Genomic DNA, 18,657 nt, shown 5'->3' with positions numbered 1-18,657 from the left:
AGCGACGCGCTGGAGCGAATAGGCATGATGCAGACCTAACTCATTCGATCGACAGCGCGCCGTGCGCTACGATTGGAAAAGGTTCTTACTGGAATAGAGGATCGGCAGCCGGCAGAACACCGTTATGCGATCGGCGCGTCTCATTCACGACCATGCGGGGGTCGCGATATCGCGCCGGGAACATCCTTGTGATCCGCACCAGAATCAAATCATGGTAGATCATCACGATCCGACATGACCGATTCAGCCAAAGTCCAGTCGCGTAGCGCCCACGGCATCACGGCGCCTCTGCGGCACGCGACGTTCCGCCGTATCTGGCTTGCGAGCCTCCTGTCTAATATCGGCAGCTTGATTCAAGGTGTCGGTGCAGCCTGGGCGATGACGCAGATGACGTCCTCGGCTGACAAGGTCGCGTTGGTGCAGACCGCGCTGTTGCTGCCAGTGATGCTGATCTCGATGCCAGCGGGCGCGATCGCTGATATGTATGATCGCCGCGTCGTGGCGCTGGTTTCGCTTGGCATCGCGCTCGCCGGCGCAACCGGCCTGACGGTAGCCGCCTGGCTTGGCTTGGCCACACCGAACGTCTTGCTCGTACTCTGCTTCGTTGTCGGCAGCGGCATGGCGCTGATGGGACCGGCCTGGCAATCATCGGTAAGCGAACAAGTGCCGTTGGAAGCGCAGCTGCCTGCGGCCGTCGCGCTGAATGGCATCAGCTACAATATCGCACGGAGCGTAGGCCCGGCGATCGGCGGCGTGGTGGTGGCTAGCGCCGGTGCAGTGGCCGCATTCGCGCTCAACACGTTGCTCTATCTGCCCCTGATCGCCGCGTTATTCCTTTGGAAACGCGTCAGCGCCCCTTCACGCCTGCCGCCCGAAAGATTGAGCCGCGCGATGGTGTCTGGCGTGCGCTACATCAGCAATTCGCCATCGATCAAGGTCGTGCTGCTTCGCACTCTGGTGACCGGCGTCGGCGGCGGCGCGATCACTGCGCTGATGCCTCTGGTGGTGCGGGATGTCTTGCATGGCGACGCCCAGACCTACGGCATCATGCTCGGCGCCTTCGGCCTGGGTGCCGTGGTCGGCGCGCTGAACATTGCCGAGATCCGCAGGCGGATGAGCGGCGAGGCCGCGATTCGCGCCTGCGCGTTGTCCATGGGCGCGGCGATGGCCGCCGTCGCGCTCAGCCGCCAACCGGTATTGACCGCGGCGGCACTGGTCCTGGCTGGAGCCGTCTGGATGCTGACATGGGCGGTGTTCAACATTGGGGTGCAGCTGTCGGCGCCACGCTGGGTGACCGGACGTTCGCTTGCAGCCTATCAGGCGGCGAGCTCGGGCGGGATTGCCGTCGGCAGCTGGGCTTGGGGCCATCTGACCGATGCGGCCGGAGTTGAAACCGCGCTGCTGGTGGCGGCCGTCCTGATGCTGGCCTCACCACTCATCGGCCGTTGGCTGCCCATGCCCCGTGTCGGCGCGCGCGGTGAGGAGGCTGAGCTGCTCGCCGATCCCGAAGTACGGCTCGCCTTGACCGGACGCAGCGGACCGCTTGTCGTCGAGATCGAATACCGGATTGCGCAGGAGAATGCCCGCGCGTTTCACAACGTCATGCAAGACGTGCAATTGTCTCGCCAGCGCAACGGCGCCTATGGCTGGTCAATCGCGCGCGACATTGCCGATCCCGAATTATGGACCGAGCGCTATCACTTTCCGACCTGGTTCGACTACTTGCGCTGGCGCAACCGCTCGACCCGGTCGGAACGTACCCTGGAACAGCGGGCAATTCAGTTCCACATCGGCCCTGCGCCGGTACGCGTGCGCCGCATGCTGGAGAGGCCATTCGGCTCGGTACGCTGGAAGGACGACACGCCCGAGCATGCGACGGCGGGAACGCGGCCGGAGATGGCAAGCGCGGCAAAAGCACGTAGCCGACCGCTGCGGCCGACCAAGTAGCCCCGGGTTGCCGGGAGCCCGGAGCCTTCGCCGACGGATGTGCTCGAATATCGAGAAGGCTGAGTTTCTGGCAAAACTGTGCGGCCAGTTCAAAGTGTGACGAGCCGGCTATCAGCGAATCCGATTTCCTGGTCAAAGGCCAGCCTCGTCTGACGTGCCAATCGAGCATTGATGCATTTTCTGGGAGTTTCGAACTCCATCCGACCTTGTCACGCAGCATTTCAACGAGCTACGCAGCAATAGCGCTGCAAAAATATACCATCACCCAGACGAAGCAGGAATAGTGCAGTCAGAATCGATTAATGATTTGCTTGCGAGTCCCAGGGCAGCGAACTGCCACTCTGTGTCTCTTCATAGGTGCAATCGAGGCGGTGATTCATGCGCAATCATGACCTTGTCTCCGGCAGCCTCCTCGCACTGACCGCGACCAGCTTCGCGCTCCTCTGCTCAAGCCTGCTCGCCTTTGCCTTCATTTGAAACAAGCGCGCTGGTCGCGGACGGTGTGAGCGATCGCCTCACCTCTGTCTCGGCCGACGGCCTCCCTCTCGCGTGGCGGCGCTTCGGATGCGGCGAGCTCTGTACGTTACGGACCGACCTATTTCTTTCCTAGACGCACGATTCAGCTAGTGTCCATCTAAGGCAACCGTGTGCGTTGATCTAGCGGGGCGGTATGAGATTGGTAATGCGCTGCGAGGATGAGATGGGACGAACGCTTGTACGTTGACGTTGCTCGTTGATACGGCTCTCTGCCCTTGCCTACGCGCCCGGCTCATTGCTCTGCTGGAACGGCATCGGCAAATGTCCATGTACTGTTTTCGAGCGATGAGCTGCCTGCCGATAGATCCCCCAATCCTCCATATGGTTCGGCGGGACGGACGGTTTTCTCACCGAGTCAAGGAGTTGCTGCTCTGTCATGGCAGCGCAATCGAATGATGCGCGACCATGACTTTATCTCCGGCTGCTTTCTGGCGCCGACCGCTGCCGGGCTCGCTTTGCTCTGCTCGAGCTTACTCGCTGCTGCGTTGACCCTGTGAGGACCATCCATGAAATCGCTCAAGCTGATCGGCTTTGCACTTGGAGCATTGATTGTGCTGTCCACCGGGGCATTGGCGGAGGACATCACCATCGCCGTCGCTGGACCGATAACCGGGGGTGAGTCCGCCTTCGGGCGGCAAATGAAGAACGGCGCCGAGATGGCGGTGGAGCAGATCAACGCTTCCGGTGGCGCACTCGGCAAGACGCTCGCCCTCGACATCGAGGACGATGCCTGCGATCCCAAGCAGGCGCGATCGGTAGCGGAGAAGATCGCCGCCGCCAAGATCCCATTCGTTGCCGGGCACTTTTGCTCTTCGTCGTCGATCCCGGCCTCGGGAAGCCTATGCGGACGGTGGCGTCCTGCAGATCACGCCCGCCTCAACCAACCCGCTATTCACTGAGCGCAAGCTATGGAATGTGGCGCGCGTCTGCGGCCGCGACGACCAGCAGGGCCAGGTTGCTGCCCAGTACATCACCAAGCACTTCAAGGGCAAGAACATCGCCATTCTCAACGACAAGACCACTTAGGGGCTTGCCGACGAGACGAAGACGGCCCTCAACAAGGCCGGCATCATCGAGAAGATGTACGGGTCCTATAACAAGGGCGACAAGGATTTCAATGCGATTGTCTCGCGCCTGAAGCGTGATAATATCGACCTCGTCTATGTCGGCGGCTATCACCAGGAAGCAGGCCTTATCCTGCGCCAAATGCGCGATCAGGGCCTGAAGACCGTACTGATGTCGGGTGACGCCTTGGCCGACAAGGAATTTGCATCGATCTCGGGAGCAGCTGGAGCAGGCACGCTCTTCACTTTCGGGCCCGACCCACGCAAGAAGCCGACGGCGGCTGCCATCGTCAATAAATTCAGGGCCAGGAGTATCGACCCCGAGGGCTACACGCTCTACACCTACGCTGCGGTGCAGGTCTGGATGCAAGCCGCAACCAAAGCCGGCACCACGGATGCGCGTTTCGCGGGATCGTGAGCACGGATTTCAGCGCATCCTGAGCAACGATTTCAGAGGATCGTGAGCAGCGATTTCAGACGATCGTGAGCACCGTTTGGCGGTGCCGGACGCTTCGGCCGACAACTCAACCGGGCTACGGGTTTCTCATTCAGCCAATGAGGAAGCCTGATGCCTACCGAGAGATTGTCGATGCGCCGGATCCGAGAAGTTCTACGTTTGAGGCACCAGGGCCTGACCGAGCGCGTCATTGCGCGGACGTTGGGGGTGAGCAACGGCGTCGTTCATGGCTACGTGCGTCGCGCCCGCCTTGCGGAGCTGACCTGGCCGCTGCCGGAGGGCATGGACGACGAGGGCCTGGAGCTATTGCTGTTCCCGGCGCCGGCAGCAGCCTCGCAAAGCGACCGGCGCCCGGCACCGGATTGGGCTTATGTTGAGAAGGAGCTGCGCCGCCGCAGCGTGACGCGCCTGCTGTTGTGGGAGGAGTATCGCGCCGCCAATCCGGACGGCTTTGGCTATACCTGGTTTTGCACGACCTTCGAGGCCTGGAAGCAGCGGGCGCGGCCGAGCATGCGTCAGACCCACATTGGTGGGGAGAAGGTGTTCGTCGATTTTGCCGGAGACACCATCGATATCCTCGATCCCATCACCGGCGAAGTGCGCGCGATGAAGCTGTTCGTCGCGGCGATGGGGGCCTCGAACTATACCTACGCCGAGGCCTGCCCAAGCGAGAGCCTGTCCGACTGGATCGGCCTGCATGCCAGCCTGTTCCGGTATCTCGGCGGCGTGCCGAAGTTCGTGGTCTGCGATAATCTCAAGGCCGCAGTGACCAACCCCGATCGTTACGATCCCGGGATCAACCGAACCTATGTCGAGATGGCCGGCCATTACGGCACCGCGATCCTGGCGGCACGACCGCGGCGGCCAAAGGACAAGGCCAAGGTTGAGGTCGCCGTGCAGATCGCGCAGCGCTGGATCCTGGCCCGCCTGCGCAATCAGCGTTTCTTCTCGCTGGCGGAGCTCAATGCCACCATCCGCGGGCTCGTCGTCGAACTCAACGCCCGCCAAATGCGCGGTTTCGGCTCCAGCCGGGCCGAACTATTCGCCGAGATCGATCGTCCCAAGCTGGGGGAGCTGCCGGACCAGCCCTATGTCTTTGCACGCTGGAAGCGCTGCCGCGTCGCTCCCGATTATCACGTCGAGATCGACGGCCATTGGTATTCCACCCCTTACCGCCTGATCCGTGAACTCGTCGATGTCCGCATCGCCGACAAAACCGTCGAGGTCTTCCACAAGGGCCAGAGGATCGCCAGCCACGCCCGTGCGCCCAACCGGCGTGGCCATACCACCATCGCCGATCATATGCCGAGCTCCCACCGCCGCTACGGCAAGTGGACGCCCGGAGGGCTGATCGCCGCCGGCGAGAAGATCGGTCCATCGACCGCGGCGTTCTTCCAGGTCGTCATCGAGGCCCGGCCGCATCCAGAGCAAGGCTTTCGCACCTGCCTCGGTATCCTGTCGCTGGCCAGGAGCTACGAGAATGCGCGCGTCGATGCGGCCTGCCGACGCGGCATCCTGATCAAGGCTCGCTCCGTCGCCTCGATCCGTTCGATCCTCAAGAGCGGCCTCGATCGCGCTTTCCTCGACGAGACGTCCGACCACCAGCCCCTGCGCCACGGCAACATCCGCGGTCAGGGCTATTTCCACTGAACCAGGGAGACTCAAATGCTGACACACCCCACCCATGAACGCCTGATCACGCTTGGCTTGACCGGAATGGCCAAAGCCTTCGAAGAGCAGCGACGGTCGCCGGATCTCGACGCCCTACCGTTCGAGGAGCGCATCGGATTGCTGGTCGATCGCGAAGCCGCCGAGCGCGACACCAAACGTCTCACGACCCGCCTCAAGTTCGCTGCGCTACGCCAAAGCGCATGCGTAGAAGACGTCGATTTGCGCACGCCACGCGGTATCGATCGCGCCGTCTTCGCCAGACTCGTCGGCGGCGACTGGATCGCCCGCAACGAGAACCTGCTCATTACCGGAGCAACCGGGCTCGGCAAGAGCTGGATTGCCTGCGCCCTCGGCCACAAAGCCTGCCGCGACAACCGTTCGGTCCAGTATCATCGCGTCCCACGCCTGTTCGAGGCGCTCGCCCTGGCGCGCGGCGACGGCCGCTATGGCCGGCTGCTCAAAACTATCGGCCGCGTTCAACTCCTGATCCTCGATGACTGGGGTCTGTCGGTTCTCAATCCGCCCGAACGGCGCGACCTTCTGGAGATCCTCGATGATCGCCACGGTCGCGCCTCCACCATCGTCACCAGCCAGGTCCCTGTTGAACATTGGCACGACGTTATCGGCGACCCAACCCTCGGCGACGCCATCCTGGATCGCCTCGTTCACAACGCTCACCGCCTGCAACTCACCGGAGAAAGCATGCGAAAGCAGAACGCCCGCAATCAAACTCTTGACGCCACCTCAAACCCCTGAACCAATCACCATGTCGGTCAAAGCGGCTGCTCACCATCGCGCGAAACAGCTGCTCACGATGCGCTGAAATCGCCGCTCACCATCAGCGAAATGCGCAACCACGGATCCGAGGAAGGTGATGGACATGATCAAAGCGGGTTCCTGGGACACGGTGATTGGAAATCTGGAATACGACGCCAAGGGTGACATCAAGCAGCTCGACTATGTCGTTTATAGGTGGGACGACAAGGGCGGCTATAGCGAGACTAACCCGAGCGCGTTCTGACACATTTTAGTCTGACACCATCGAAGCTGGCGTGTCCCCCGGGGGCGGTGATCAATGCCGATCGATCGACTACTCCAGGGCAGTAAGCTACGGCCGGAAGAAATTGAATGTCTGGGCTTGGCCTATGCACTCGCTTTGCTTGGTTGATCGAGACGACCCTATCGCCGAGATCGTGGCAAAGAAAGTTATCGAGATCGGCGCAAGCGGGGTTAGCGATCCAGCACAGATATCAAAGCTCGCCGTCGAGGGGCTTGGTATCCGCCGATCGCCATCCGCTTAAGCGAGCACCGCGTGCATACGCTGATCGTTGTATCTTTACCCGATCGATGCACAGTCCGCTCCTCCGGATTCAACGCCTCACGGGTTGGACTCAATGGAGCTTGTTAGGCTTGCCTAGCCAATGCAGATCTTTGAGCGGTCGGCAAGATGAGTCGGCTGCTCGACGGACTGCAGACCCACATGCTTGCGTGGGACACGTATCGCTCATCTCCATCGATACGCGAAGCGGTTCGACCGGAAATAACGCGACCCCGCCCCATGGAGAACAAGGGCGGGGCCGCTCCCCTACCCCCAGGGGGACGCCGCGCTGCAGATCACAATGGCCATAATCTAACGTCCATCATCTGCCGATCGATCATTCGGTGTACGGCCGAGCGCGTCACCCAGATTGCGACTTTCGGCCCTCGGCATTTTCCGTGACATTGCGCAAGACGAGTTCAGAAAGCTGCACGACCAGCTGTTCGAGACGCGCTATCTCCTGTCTGCACCGCGCCAACTCACGCTGTTCATCTGTCATTATCGACAATTCATAGCGGGTTCCAACCGCATGATTCATGTTGAACCTCTATCCGATCGGGTAACCGCGAACGACGGCTCAAGCCCACGCCTTGCCTAGCATTACAGTTGCAATTGATTGAGGGTTCTGAATCCATGGGTGACCATGATTCGGGATCTGATGATTGGTGGTGCGTCGGTTGAAGATACGCTGACGCTGTGGGCTTCCTCGTTGCGAGATGCCAAGCAACGCATCCGTCCGCTGTTTACGCAGGAGCGGGTCGCGGCCTCGGCGTGGCAGTTTCTCGACGGACTGTTGGGTAACGAGCCGCGCAAGACGGGTTGGATGCGGGCGGAGGCGGCTGGCGATCCAGGCCCGTGGCGCCAGCAGGCGATTCTGGGCCGAGGGCATTGGGATGCCGACGCGCTGCGCGACATTGTGCGTGAGTACGCACTGGAGACGCTTGGCGATGAGGACGCGGTCCTGGTCATCGATGAGACCGGCTTTTTGAAACAGGGCAAGGCCTCGTGCGGGGTCGCACGCCAGTATACTGGCTCGGCGGGCAAGATCACCAATTGCCAGATCGGAGTGTTCGGCTCCTATGTGTCGCGGCATGGCCATGCCTTCATCGACCGGGCGCTCTACCTGCCAAAGGAATGGACGGACGAGCCCGCTCGCCTGAAGGCAGCGCATGTGCCGAGCAATGTGGGCTTTGCGACGAAGCCCAAGATGGCGCATCAAATGATCGCTCGCGCGATCGCCGCAAAGGTGCCGTTCTCGTTCGTGGCGGCGGACAGCGTGTATGGCACGGGAGCGACTGAAACCCTACTGCGCAAGGCGGGCAAAGGCTATGTTCTGGGCGTTGCTTCCAATCATGTGTTCCGTTCCTGGGGCAAACAGCAGCCTGTCGCCGACACCGCCTCCGCGATCGCGCAGAGCCTTCCCAAAAAGGCCTGGCGCCGCCTGTCGTCCGGCGGCGGGACCAAAGGACCGCGCTGGCACGACTGGGCCTATCTCGAATTGGCCGACCTTGAAGCCAGTGAATACAACGACGAGCTTGCCGGGGAATGGACGCGGGGTCTTCTGATCCGCCGCTACATTGCCGACGGCAGCTTGGCCTTCTTCTCCACATGGTGCCCCAAGGGCACGTCCATGCAGAAGCTGGCGTCGGTGGAAGGCCATCGCTGGGCTATCGAGGACAGCTTCGAAACCGCCAAGAACGAGTTCGGCCTTGATCACAATGAAACCCGCTCCTGGCATGGCTGGCATCGCCATGTCTCACTCGTCATGCTTGCCTTCGCCATGATGGCTGCCATCCGTCACCGGGCCAACACCGGGCCATCGCTCAAAAAAACGCGACCGCGGCCCCGACCGAAGCATCGTTCTTGATCCGCTGGTCGATCCAGGAAATCCGGCGCCTCGCCGTGAAGCTAGACCAGCGACGTATCCCGCACGCCCGCGTCCTCGCATGGTCGTTTTGGCGCAGGGCTCATCAGGCAACTGCGCGCAAAGCCCATCTCAAGAAAAAATTGCAACTGTAATGCTAGGATTGTACCGCAGACCGGACTTTCTACGCCACTGAACATCGTACGCAGCGACCTAACCGTCTCGCGGCCCAGTTAATGTGCCATTCCTGCCACAGATCGGAGCGTCGCGTACATAAGCTAGCTGGCATGACGGGCACGACATCGAGCGTGTCTCTTCGAGCCGGCTCTCGGACGAATGATCACATCGGATCTGTATTGCAGCCTGATTTGCAGGTCACATTGCCAACTGGGCCCGTCAAGCTGGAACGATACCCCTCCCAGGTTGACGAGGCGATCGCTGGTCCACTGGATTGGTTCCAGGGTGTCAAAGCCGAGCGCCTGCGGTGCGGAGTCGCGCTCGGACAAATCCTGTCCACTCCTGAAAAAAATGGTCATGAGATCGTCAACGCTGGCCGCGCCATTCGGATAGCTAACGCTTCAAAATGGTGACTTGACGATTTAGGGCCGCCAATCAGAGAGCACTTGAGCTTCTGGAAAGACCAACACATGTGAGATCACATAGAGAGTATGACGTGCAACGTGCCTTGAGCGCCACGTGGTACAAGCCAATCGATAGAAAGAATGCGACACGCAGGTCTGGTCTGGCCCTCGCGGATCATTTAGCTGCCTGTGAGAGGCCATCAGCTTTAATTGTATGCGGGTCACACCAAACATGCTTGAATCGCACGTGGCGTCACGTTGTACCATCTCAGAAGTAGCTGACAATGGGACTTACCGTTTGCTGCCATTGGTGAGACGAAGACGCCAATGTGGTCGAATGTGTACAACAGAGAGCAATGCCAGTGCCCCAATCATCGCCTATGAGATCGCGCGAATGGGATCGGAGTACTCGCGTGCGAACAAGGTGCCTCTTCGCAGCCCATCACCGGACGATGTCTACAGGGAATGCTGCCTTGCTGCCGTCTGCGGGCGCCACGTTGCCGACGCAACTGCAGGTTGTCTCTATTCGGCTCCGCTCATCCAATCACCTTAACGGTCCCGCGAGGACAACGAAGGATACGCGCTTGCGAGCTTGTACGAGCCAGTGTTGAGCCGCATTCCATCAATATCGTCTTCAAAGAGGAGAAACGATGCCAGATTTATCCGACATTGATCCTTTCGCAATTTGAGTTTGCGGTGAGAGCCTTACCGCAAATAACCGTCGGCAGCCCTCCCTCTGTCGATGGAAGCTGGCGCGATGCTTAGCAGCCTCGCTCCCCGAGACTGACTTCCGCCCGGCCTCGATGAGGCCGGGCTTTTTTTTGCCGTCTATGAAGGGCTGCTTGGGTGTTCTGGCCACCTCCCGTTTTGCCGCCGCATCGGTATAGTGTGCAGGGCCAGTTGATTGCCGATGCCGGCAGACGCCTCGGCCAGCTGCCGTTCCCCACCCCATTGGCGATCAACTCGGTGCCATATCGCGGCCGGCCAGCCTGCCGCTGCGAGGGACCGTGCAACGAACATCTGTGCCGAACCGGCACGAGGGCCGACGCACGCTCGCCGTTCACAGGTGTCGCCCTGGCGCGCGACGCGCTGACGATTGCCTTCGGCAGCAAGGCCGTACGCATCGATCTCGGCAACGTCAGCCGCGCGGATTCGGTGGAATGGGTGGACACTCTCAACCGACAACGCGCTGGGGTCCGCGCCCGCGCTGCGTGGTCCTCGCCGGCAACGCAGTGCAGTCTGCCGCCCTCCTGCTACGGTCGGCGCAACGGGCAGCGCCCAACGGCATCGGCAACGCATCCGGCATGGTCGGCAGTGGCATCTCGTTTAATATCAGCGGCTACGTGTCCGGTAGCACCACTGGCGTTGGCCGGAGAGACACTGGCGAACCAAACAACAATTCCACGCCGTTGCGCCGTTTCACATCCGATACGATCTGCGGTCGCGTTCGGTTGGATGGTATGTCGGGACGAGTCCAGTGAGTTTCCGGATGGCCGATACGTTGCCGGAAATGCAGCGCGCCGCCCGGCTCGAACTAAAACGAGCCAAGAAAACCGCTCAGGTGTCATTTTGAAAAGCGATGGAGTTGCTCGGCACCGCACTGCGCGACCGCTTCATGGTATCTTATATGGACAATCGGACGGTGCCAGGGTCAGACTGCTGGCCGCATGGCGGACACGATTTCTGATCAGTCGTAGTTCTGATGCTTGCGAGACATACCTTTGGGTCAGTCGGTGGCAGGACGGAATTTCCGTGAACTTCCGTTACCCTGGCGCCGCCGTCGCGCGAACCGCGATGGATGACTATCTTGCTGAAGTGGCGGCGCAAGCCCATCTGATTAGCGGCACTCGTCCGCTGCCGCGATTTTCAACTGACTGACCAGCGCCGTGAGTCCGCCTTTTCTGGCCAAGAACCGGCTCGCGTTACCATTACGATCCTTCGGCCTTGGTGATCAAAAGCTCCCGAAAGGAGGCCGATCGTCAACAATGCCGTTAGCGCCACTTACGCCCTGTCAGCCCTCAGATCTCTGGTTCGGGCGAATTTGCTCGCGGACGGCTTGCGAGAGGTTAGGGCGATGATCAAGGCTATACAAAAGATGAGCGCAGTCCCGACGGTTACAGGCACAGCGCTGACCGGCATGTCAGATCTACAACAACCCGGACCTTGCGGTCTATCGACGAGCTAGCATCCTCACATGCCTTTTTCGCACTGAGCTGGCGATGGCACGGTCCTTGCCAAGCTCTGGGCCAGGAGATGAATTCGTCCCTGCAGGGCCGAGGGGCCTGCAGGATCATCAGCTGCTGCAGTTATGCTCGCATGGATAGAGGACCATCAAATGAGGCTTGCTACCACCGACTTGTCCCGCAGATGCAAACCCATTCGAAAGACTCTAAGAGAGAAGCCAGGGCGCGGCGTGAGCATCAACTACAGCGGTACGGCATCTATGTTGTCGCACTCCCATGAGCTTCGCGGGCGAGAGGCCATGCGACGTGCTGCCTCCGATGAGAAACGACGATCTTTCCAGCACCGCCTCACGGCGATCTTGATCTGGACTGAACAACAAGCTTCAGCTCGCTCTCCGATTGAGCCAACAGTAGCGACACCAAGCGCGTGACGAAATCGGCCCATCTCAAGGAGCTACGAGAACTGCTGCAATTGCTTTGGCATTTGTTCGAAGCAGTACAGCAGCTTCCTAGAGGGCCAGAGCACACAGCAGCCGTTCAGACGCTTAAACGCTTCGAGTGCCAGCTGGTAGTGTTGATCCAAGCATCTGAAACAGCTCGGGCTGCTGACCGCGAAGTCGTCGCTCGTGCCGGCTCGCTAAGCAAGTGACTGTCAGCAACCCACCAAACCTCGCTCGCACGTGGACGCGGTCTGCGGGATTTGCGATGACAGCCGAAAACGGACAGTCGCGAGCCTGTCCCGGCCATCGATACTTGTTCGCCTTATTGATCACTCGTTGTGCAGCTTTGGGCGGCAGACTGCGCTGGTCAGTCTTCCGGAGATTAATAAGGCGCCGGATCCAGGTAGCCGCTAGAAGCGCGTATTTTTGAGCAATACATCACCTTCCACCGCGCGGGGATAATGGGCCGCCATTTCGAATGACGCTAACAGGTCAAGAATGGCTTGCAGGGACAGCCGCCCTTCCATGGAGTTCGCGGTCGCTATATTCCGTGTGGATGAAGCGGGTGTTGTTCAAGGTCTTCATGCCGTCGGCGACGACATCGGCTTCGGCTCCCTGAACATCCATCCAGGTGAAATCGACCGTGTTCAGCCTGGCTTCGCTGCACCATGCAGCCCCGATCAATGTAGCCGCCGCCACTACCATCTTCGAAAAAGCCGTGGGGTCAATGTGGCTGTGTTGACGAAACGCAATGTTATTTTCGCAACAGCTTGGCTGACTGTGTACATGATGGCGTCTATTTCCGAACGAACACACGCACAGGCCAGGTGTGCGATTCAGCAGAACCGCAGGCACTGATTGGTCCGCTCATCTTTGGCCTGTCTCTTGCTATGACCGGGCTGGTCACAATCTGCTTATCCAAGTTGTTCAAACGCTCAGGAGGCCTGTATGAATTTCCGTCCGCTTCACGACCGCGTCGTGGTCAAGCGCATCGACGCTGAAGAGAAGACTGCTGGCGGCATCATCATTCCCGACACAGCCAAGGAAAAGCCCTCGCAAGGTGAAGTCATCGCTGTTGGCCCGGGCGGCCGCGATGAGACTGGCAAGCTGATTCCGATCGATGTCCAGGTCGGCGACCGCGTGCTGTTCGGCAAATGGTCGGGCACCGAGGTCAAGATCGACGGCGAAGACCTGCTGATCATGAAGGAAAGCGACATCATGGGCGTTCTCACCGATGTGTTTTCCAAGAAGAAGGCCGCCTGACCCGGCGCTCGCACAGCTCACCTCCGGCGAGCGCCTGCCCGGCGCGCCGAAGGGATGAGAGAAATAAAAACTGAGGGAATTCCTTATGTCAGCCAAAGAAGTCAAATTCGGAGTAGACGCGCGCGACCGGATGCTGCGCGGTGTCGACATCCTCGCCAACGCCGTGCAGGTCACGCTGGGGCCGAAGGGCCGCAACGTGGTGCTTGACAAGTCGTTCGGCGCTCCGCGCATCACCAAGGATGGTGTCGCCGTCGCCAAGGAGATCGAGCTCGAGGAGAAGTTCGAGAACATGGGTGCCCAGATGGTGCGCGAGGTCGCTGCCAAGGCGGCCGATGCCGCCGGCGACGGCACCACCACTGCGACCGTGCTTGCGGCTGCCATCGTGCGCGAAGGCGCCAAGTCGGTTGCCGCCGGCATGAACCCGATGGACCTGAAGCGCGGTATCGACCTCGCGGTCGAAGCCGTCGTTGCGGACCTCCAGAAGAACTCGAAGAAGGTCACCTCGAACGAGGAGATCGCCCAGGTCGGCACCATTTCGGCCAACGGCGATGCCGAGATCGGCAAGTTCCTCGCCGACGCCATGAAGAAGGTCGGCAACGAGGGCGTGATCACGGTCGAGGAAGCCAAGTCGCTCGAGACCGAGCTCGACGTCGTCGAGGGCATGCAGTTCGATCGCGGCTACATCTCGCCCTACTTCGTCACCAACGCCGACAAGATGCGCGTTGAGATGGACGACGCTTACATCCTGATCAACGAGAAGAAGCTCTCCTCGCTGAACGAGCTGCTGCCGCTGCTCGAGGCCGTGGTGCAGACCGGCAAGCCGCTGGTCATCGTCGCTGAAGACGTCGAAGGCGAGGCCCTGGCCACCCTCGTTGTGAACCGTCTCCGCGGTGGTCTGAAGGTCGCGGCCGTCAAGGCTCCAGGCTTCGGCGATCGTCGCAAGGCCATGCTGCAGGACATTGCGATCCTGACCGGCGGCCAGGCCATCTCGGAAGACCTCGGCATCAAGCTCGAGAACGTCACGCTGCAGATGCTCGGCCGCGCCAAGAAGGTGATAATCGACAAGGAGTACACCACGATCGTCAACGGCGCCGGTAAGAAGGCCGACATCGACGCCCGCGTTGCCCAGATCAAGACGCAGATCGAGGAGACCACCTCGGACTACGACCGTGAGAAGCTGCAGGAGCGTCTCGCCAAGCTCGCAGGCGGCGTCGCGGTGATCCGCGTCGGCGGCGCGACCGAAGTCGAGGTGAAGGAGCGCAAGGATCGCGTTGACGACGCGATGCACGCGACCCGCGCGGCTGTCGAGGAAGGTATCCTGCCGGGTGGCGGCGTCGCCCTGCTCCGTGCTTCCGAGCAGCTCAAGGGCCTGCGCACCACGAACGACGACCAGAAGACCGGTGTCGAGATCGTGCGCAAGGCGCTGTCCTGGCCGGCCCGCCAGATCGCGATCAACGCCGGTGAAGACGGCTCAATCGTGGTCGGCAAAGTCCTCGAAAACGAGCAGTACTCTTACGGCTTCGATGCTCAGGCTGGCGAGTACAGCAATCTTGTCTCCAAGGGCATCATCGACCCGACCAAAGTCGTGCGCATCGCGGTCCAGAACGCGTCCTCGGTGGCGGCCCTGCTGATCACCACGGAAGCAATGGTTGCCGAGCTGCCGAAGAAGGCCGCGGCCGGTCCCGCAATGCCTCCGGGCGCCGGCATGGGCGGTATGGACTTCTGATCCCGCCTGTCAAAGCGTCTAAAGATGCGGAACCCTGGCAGGAATGCCAGGGTTTTTCGACTTCGAGCGAACTATCCGGACATTTTTTGAGCTGGATCGGCAGGCGACCCGGGATGTCTTTTGCGAGCAAAGCGGCGCGTGACTCGTCGTTGGGAACGCCGTGTACCGTGTGGTCAGCGTGGCGTCGTGGTTCGGAAGCGCTCCGATATCGATCGAGCCGGATTTCGTAAGGATCGATGCGGGGAAATCACCAAGGTCCACTCGGCGGGATGGTGCAGGTCGTCCACGTGGGGGTGCGCCGAGAGCCGAAGCAGCCGAGCCAGCGATTGTCGATAGCCAGCACCGTCGCTTTGATCGAGGCTCCTCCTCCGGTTCGCAGAACCCTGCTGAGACATGTGCCACGAGCCTGCTGCACGCCCTTCACTCACCTGGGAAAAGCGGCAACGCCAGAGTCCTCGGTGGGATGCAATTGTTGCTCCCAAGCCCGCATTCAGCGCGGCTCCGCACACTGGTTTAACGCAGCAAGGGTCCAATCCCAATTCTATCGTTCCGGCCACAATGGGACTGACCGCCACGAGACCTCGCTTTAACCGGATCAGTGTACTGTCATCGCCTCCTGCTTCGCTAGCCTGAGAACCCCTGCACGTTAGACCAGGCGGAAGAACCCGACATATCCTGTTGCGGCGCCGCCTTCCGGCGGCGACGCGCCGCTGCTTCTACACCCGCCCGGCCTGACCTTCCATGCGGACGATCGTTGACCTGCCTCATCATGCCATCGCGCTCATCCGCGCAAACAACATTGCCGCTTCCGATGGTCCCAGCCCAACGATGCCTACAAAGCTCGGCGGCGGCATTGGGATGTCCCGATGAGTGGGCCTCCACAGATGCAGGCAATACCGGCTGTTATTCACATACTGCGAATGTGGCGGGTGCAGTTGCATCACGCATTCCTCTTCATCCCAGAACAGGTCTTTGACGAAGCACATCTCTTCCCAATTCGGGCAACGCCGCGGCGTCGAGACAGCGACATGCTCCCAGCCAGGACGGATTAATCCGCTGATCTTGAGTTCACACCCGCAAGGCCCCTGCACAACGAACATGCCGCAAGGGCCCGATGCTGGAACGCTGGCAAACTGGCCGTATTGTAGGCGGCCGGCTTCCAGCTTCTCTATGATCTGCGCCCGCACGCCCCCTCCTTTGCCTCGTTGATCGCCTTGAAGTCGACGTAGATGACGTTCTCTCGCGGCTCACCACGCGGCGTCGGTTCGGTCCTCGGCAAGGCGCTCCAGTACCATTCTTCAGCGAACCATTTGCTGAGAAAGCCGCAGATGTCCATCATCACTCGTTCTCCATTAGTTTTTGGACGCTCACGCCCTGTTCCAGGGAGCTTGCGACCCCTTTCATGGCGCCTTGATTGCCTGAATGCAAACCGTCGACGATCTGCTCGATAGTGACTCGGCTCACAGGTGGACTTCCCCGCTCATGAAGACCCCGCAGGTACGCCGGCCCGATAACTCGATCACCGAACGAGCCCCACGCGGAGCACCTTGCTCATCGACGCCAGCGCACATCGCCGAACAAAGCGCGCTTCAGCACTGGGACCATCTGCCGTTGCGCTATCGCACATGAAACACAAGGTTCATTGCGCGCGCTCATTCGGATCTCGCGGAGATGCACTTGATTATATGAAATCGGCGAATCGCGGCTCGTCACCTCATGGCCAACAGATCGATTGCCATCCTGGCATGCCTCTCCAAAATGACCTTTGGCTCTACATTCCATTATGGGCTCGCACCACGTTTGGCTGCCTATCCTGGGTAACGCTTCTCAAAGGCGATATTGCTGCTTCATCAAGTACTCTGTGACGTTCACAGCTCTCTGCTCGTCGAACCTGAAACAGTGCCAATGCGTCATCTATGTGACCACGATTGATTTGTACGAGAGCAAAATCAAAACTGGCTCGCATCAGGCCGCGGCGGTTTGGCATAACGGATCCCTGATTGAGCCGACAACGTCCGGGATCGCCCGCCATCTCAGTGACGGCATAAGGTAGCGGTGAGAGAAGCTGATTAGTCTATCTCGACGGACTACAACTGCGGTGCCGTCGGTTGACCTTTTGCCGCGTTACTACGATGCAACTCCTAACGTATTGTTTCTGGCATGTCGCGAGCGAGCTCTCACCTTCTGCCAGTTCCCCGTGTTGTCTTTCGGACATCAAGGTCGCAACTCCGACCATGGGCAGCTAATCCGTGTCGCTAAACCCGACAGACACGCTTCTTAGTTGCGTCAAAGCGGTGCTGGACTTCCCCGCTCATGGCATGCTGATTGCTGTGGTGAAAAGCGCGAACCCAATGGGGCTCTATATCCAGGCATCACTCACAATGGGCTATTTGTTTAGTCCTGAGCGATGCAGTGCCGAGCACTCATCGATTGTCGTGGCACGTCCCCTGACCGACGCTGCGCGGCAATATCATCGGCTGGATGCACGTCCCGCAATAGACAAGATTCCGACAACCCTAGCCTTGAAAAGAAGACTGCGGACTTATGAATGATACGATGCATCCAAAAACCAGCCGTTCTCCGTGGACCAGCGCGGCACGTGGTCAATGACCCATTGGCGCGCACCAAAGCACCCAATCATCAAGCCGTACGGCGCCGATTGCCGTTGTTTGCAGGCGCAACGGCGACGGAATCTGTGGCCGCTGGCCGCGTTCCTCCTGAATGCGCTGCTCTGGGCCGGCATTTGCTGGACCATCGCAGCGCTCTTATGAGTGAAAGAACCTCGCAGAACTGACAAATCACAAGAAATGCTGCGTCGGGTCGGCGATGGCTTGTTGATGCCTCTCGCATATCCCGACTTCAACGATCCAATTGACGAATATGCCTACCGTCAGTTAGCAGTGGAGACTTCTTTCACAGGTCTGGTTTACGGTCCAGGCTTGGCGCGGTTAGCTGGATATGAATGCGCCGCGACCCAGATAACCGGAGGCATGACGCAGATGTCTCGAATTGGCGAGCTGATATACCAGCCAGCTTGATTCTGGGCCATTCGTCCTTCTCCGCGTCCGCAACTGAACCAGGAAGAAGCGCCCCGAGGCGCAGCGAAGCTCTACAACTCTCGCTCGGACCATGCTTCGTCCTCGTTGCTGCGCGTCTGCCACTGCTGGGCACGCCGAGCCAGCTTGTCGTACTCAATGGCAATCTTAAGAAGCCTGTCTCTAGGTTTACCGTACGCGAGCGCTTCGGCTTTCTTTCGCGTTGCTTCCGCGCGGCCTCGCCAGTGGTCGGGCTGGTAGAGTTTACTTTTCGGATTCATGCCATGAGCATGCAATTCGTAGATCAAAAAAATGCGACACCGGCGCTCCGTATAATCACGTAAGGCCTGGTGGCCCCGGTTGTCCAAGTCGGCAATTGCCCAATGCTACGCGCTGGCTTTTGCCTGCGCCGCCTCGCGCCATATACAGTCACGGCCGTTCAGAAAACGCAAAGACTCGGCGTCGCAGCCGAGGCTCGCAATGTGCACACCCCAGACAACCTCGGACGATTTGACCCAAGAATGGACTTGAATCGCACCTAGCGTCAGATTGTACGATCCTGGACAAGTCG

Annotated in this window: 11 protein-coding genes and 3 pseudogenes; 10 read left to right on the top strand and 4 right to left on the bottom strand. The window is 60.1% G+C overall.

All coding sequences use genetic code 11. The features are described from left to right. Window positions 1-234 precede the first annotated feature (234 nt). From ACVWW1_RS42260 to ACVWW1_RS42240, 5 genes and pseudogenes are all read left to right on the top strand, one after another. Window positions 235-1,947, top strand: coding sequence for an MFS transporter (locus tag ACVWW1_RS42260; RefSeq protein ID WP_456659961.1), 1,713 nt, complete (start codon window positions 235-237; stop codon window positions 1,945-1,947). A 1,043-nt stretch (window positions 1,948-2,990) separates the two neighbouring features. After that, window positions 2,991-3,951, top strand: a pseudogene (locus tag ACVWW1_RS42255) (branched-chain amino acid ABC transporter substrate-binding protein); the annotation flags it as partial. A gap of 165 nt (window positions 3,952-4,116) precedes the next feature. Beyond that, complete coding sequence (gene istA, locus ACVWW1_RS42250) at window positions 4,117-5,655, top strand: IS21 family transposase (RefSeq protein ID WP_429032529.1); 1,539 nt, start codon at window positions 4,117-4,119, stop codon at window positions 5,653-5,655. Between the two features lie 15 nt (window positions 5,656-5,670). Continuing rightward, window positions 5,671-6,432 (top strand): IS21-like element helper ATPase IstB, encoded by a 762-nt coding sequence (istB, locus tag ACVWW1_RS42245; protein WP_429032526.1) that lies wholly within the window; start codon window positions 5,671-5,673, stop codon window positions 6,430-6,432. Between the two features lie 88 nt (window positions 6,433-6,520). Next, window positions 6,521-6,697: pseudogene (locus ACVWW1_RS42240) on the top strand (branched-chain amino acid ABC transporter substrate-binding protein); the annotation flags it as partial. A gap of 658 nt (window positions 6,698-7,355) precedes the next feature. Here the strand turns inward: ACVWW1_RS42240 and ACVWW1_RS42235 are convergent. Beyond that, window positions 7,356-7,532, bottom strand: a complete 177-nt coding sequence (locus ACVWW1_RS42235) for a hypothetical protein (RefSeq protein WP_429032981.1) — start codon at window positions 7,530-7,532, stop codon at window positions 7,356-7,358. 105 nt (window positions 7,533-7,637) lie between these two features. On the opposite strand from ACVWW1_RS42235, the gene ACVWW1_RS42230 reads away from it, so the two are divergent. The 3 genes from ACVWW1_RS42230 to ACVWW1_RS42220 all read left to right on the top strand — a co-directional run bounded on the left by ACVWW1_RS42230 (window position 7,638) and on the right by ACVWW1_RS42220 (window position 11,317). Next, on the top strand, window positions 7,638-8,861 hold the full coding sequence (locus tag ACVWW1_RS42230) for an IS701 family transposase (protein WP_456659960.1): 1,224 nt from the start codon (window positions 7,638-7,640) through the stop codon (window positions 8,859-8,861). A 284-nt stretch (window positions 8,862-9,145) separates the two neighbouring features. After that, window positions 9,146-9,448 (top strand): hypothetical protein, encoded by a 303-nt coding sequence (locus tag ACVWW1_RS42225; protein WP_456659959.1) that lies wholly within the window; start codon window positions 9,146-9,148, stop codon window positions 9,446-9,448. Between the two features lie 1,743 nt (window positions 9,449-11,191). Next, window positions 11,192-11,317 carry a hypothetical protein gene (locus ACVWW1_RS42220; protein WP_456659958.1) on the top strand — a complete coding sequence of 42 codons (126 nt, stop codon included), beginning with the start codon at window positions 11,192-11,194 and terminating at the stop codon, window positions 11,315-11,317. 1,155 nt (window positions 11,318-12,472) lie between these two features. Here ACVWW1_RS42220 and ACVWW1_RS42215 read toward each other — a convergent pair. Continuing rightward, window positions 12,473-12,731, bottom strand: a pseudogene (locus tag ACVWW1_RS42215) (FkbM family methyltransferase); the annotation flags it as partial. A 279-nt stretch (window positions 12,732-13,010) separates the two neighbouring features. Between ACVWW1_RS42215 and groES the strand changes: the two are divergent. Both groES and groL read left to right on the top strand, forming a co-directional pair. Continuing rightward, a complete protein-coding gene (gene groES, locus ACVWW1_RS42210; RefSeq protein ID WP_429032979.1) occupies window positions 13,011-13,325 on the top strand; it encodes a co-chaperone GroES in 315 nt (104 codons plus the stop codon). 85 nt (window positions 13,326-13,410) lie between these two features. Continuing rightward, on the top strand, window positions 13,411-15,051 hold the full coding sequence (gene groL, locus ACVWW1_RS42205) for a chaperonin GroEL (RefSeq protein ID WP_456659957.1): 1,641 nt from the start codon (window positions 13,411-13,413) through the stop codon (window positions 15,049-15,051). Window positions 15,052-15,818: 767 nt separating this feature from the next. Here groL and ACVWW1_RS42200 read toward each other — a convergent pair. Next, window positions 15,819-16,238: a DUF7694 domain-containing protein gene (locus ACVWW1_RS42200; RefSeq protein WP_456659956.1), complete on the bottom strand. Its 420-nt coding sequence runs from the start codon at window positions 16,236-16,238 to the stop codon at window positions 15,819-15,821. After that, entirely contained in the window at window positions 16,220-16,390 is a 171-nt protein-coding gene (locus tag ACVWW1_RS42195) for a hypothetical protein (protein WP_429164942.1), read from the bottom strand. Before ACVWW1_RS42195 ends, ACVWW1_RS42200 begins: the two co-directional genes overlap by 19 nt. Between the last annotated feature and the right edge of the window lie 2,267 nt (window positions 16,391-18,657).

This window comes from Bradyrhizobium sp. JR3.5 (assembly GCF_054057015.1).
The sequence above is the reverse complement of the archived record's forward strand: the minus strand, read 5'-3'. Positions and strand labels throughout refer to the sequence as shown.

What these genes read in the sequence shown, in the direction of transcription:
- groES (WP_429032979.1), top strand. Translation starts at nt 13,011, where the DNA reads ATGAATTTCCGTCCGCTTCACGACCGCGTCGTGGTCAAGCGCATCGAC.
- ACVWW1_RS42230 (WP_456659960.1), top strand. Translation starts at nt 7,638, where the DNA reads ATGATTCGGGATCTGATGATTGGTGGTGCGTCGGTTGAAGATACGCTG.
- ACVWW1_RS42195 (WP_429164942.1), bottom strand. Translation starts at nt 16,390, where the DNA reads ATGATGGACATCTGCGGCTTTCTCAGCAAATGGTTCGCTGAAGAATGG.
- groL (WP_456659957.1), top strand. Translation starts at nt 13,411, where the DNA reads ATGTCAGCCAAAGAAGTCAAATTCGGAGTAGACGCGCGCGACCGGATG.
- ACVWW1_RS42235 (WP_429032981.1), bottom strand. Translation starts at nt 7,532, where the DNA reads ATGAATCATGCGGTTGGAACCCGCTATGAATTGTCGATAATGACAGAT.
- ACVWW1_RS42225 (WP_456659959.1), top strand. Translation starts at nt 9,146, where the DNA reads ATGACGGGCACGACATCGAGCGTGTCTCTTCGAGCCGGCTCTCGGACG.
- ACVWW1_RS42260 (WP_456659961.1), top strand. Translation starts at nt 235, where the DNA reads ATGACCGATTCAGCCAAAGTCCAGTCGCGTAGCGCCCACGGCATCACG.
- istB (WP_429032526.1), top strand. Translation starts at nt 5,671, where the DNA reads ATGCTGACACACCCCACCCATGAACGCCTGATCACGCTTGGCTTGACC.
- istA (WP_429032529.1), top strand. Translation starts at nt 4,117, where the DNA reads ATGCCTACCGAGAGATTGTCGATGCGCCGGATCCGAGAAGTTCTACGT.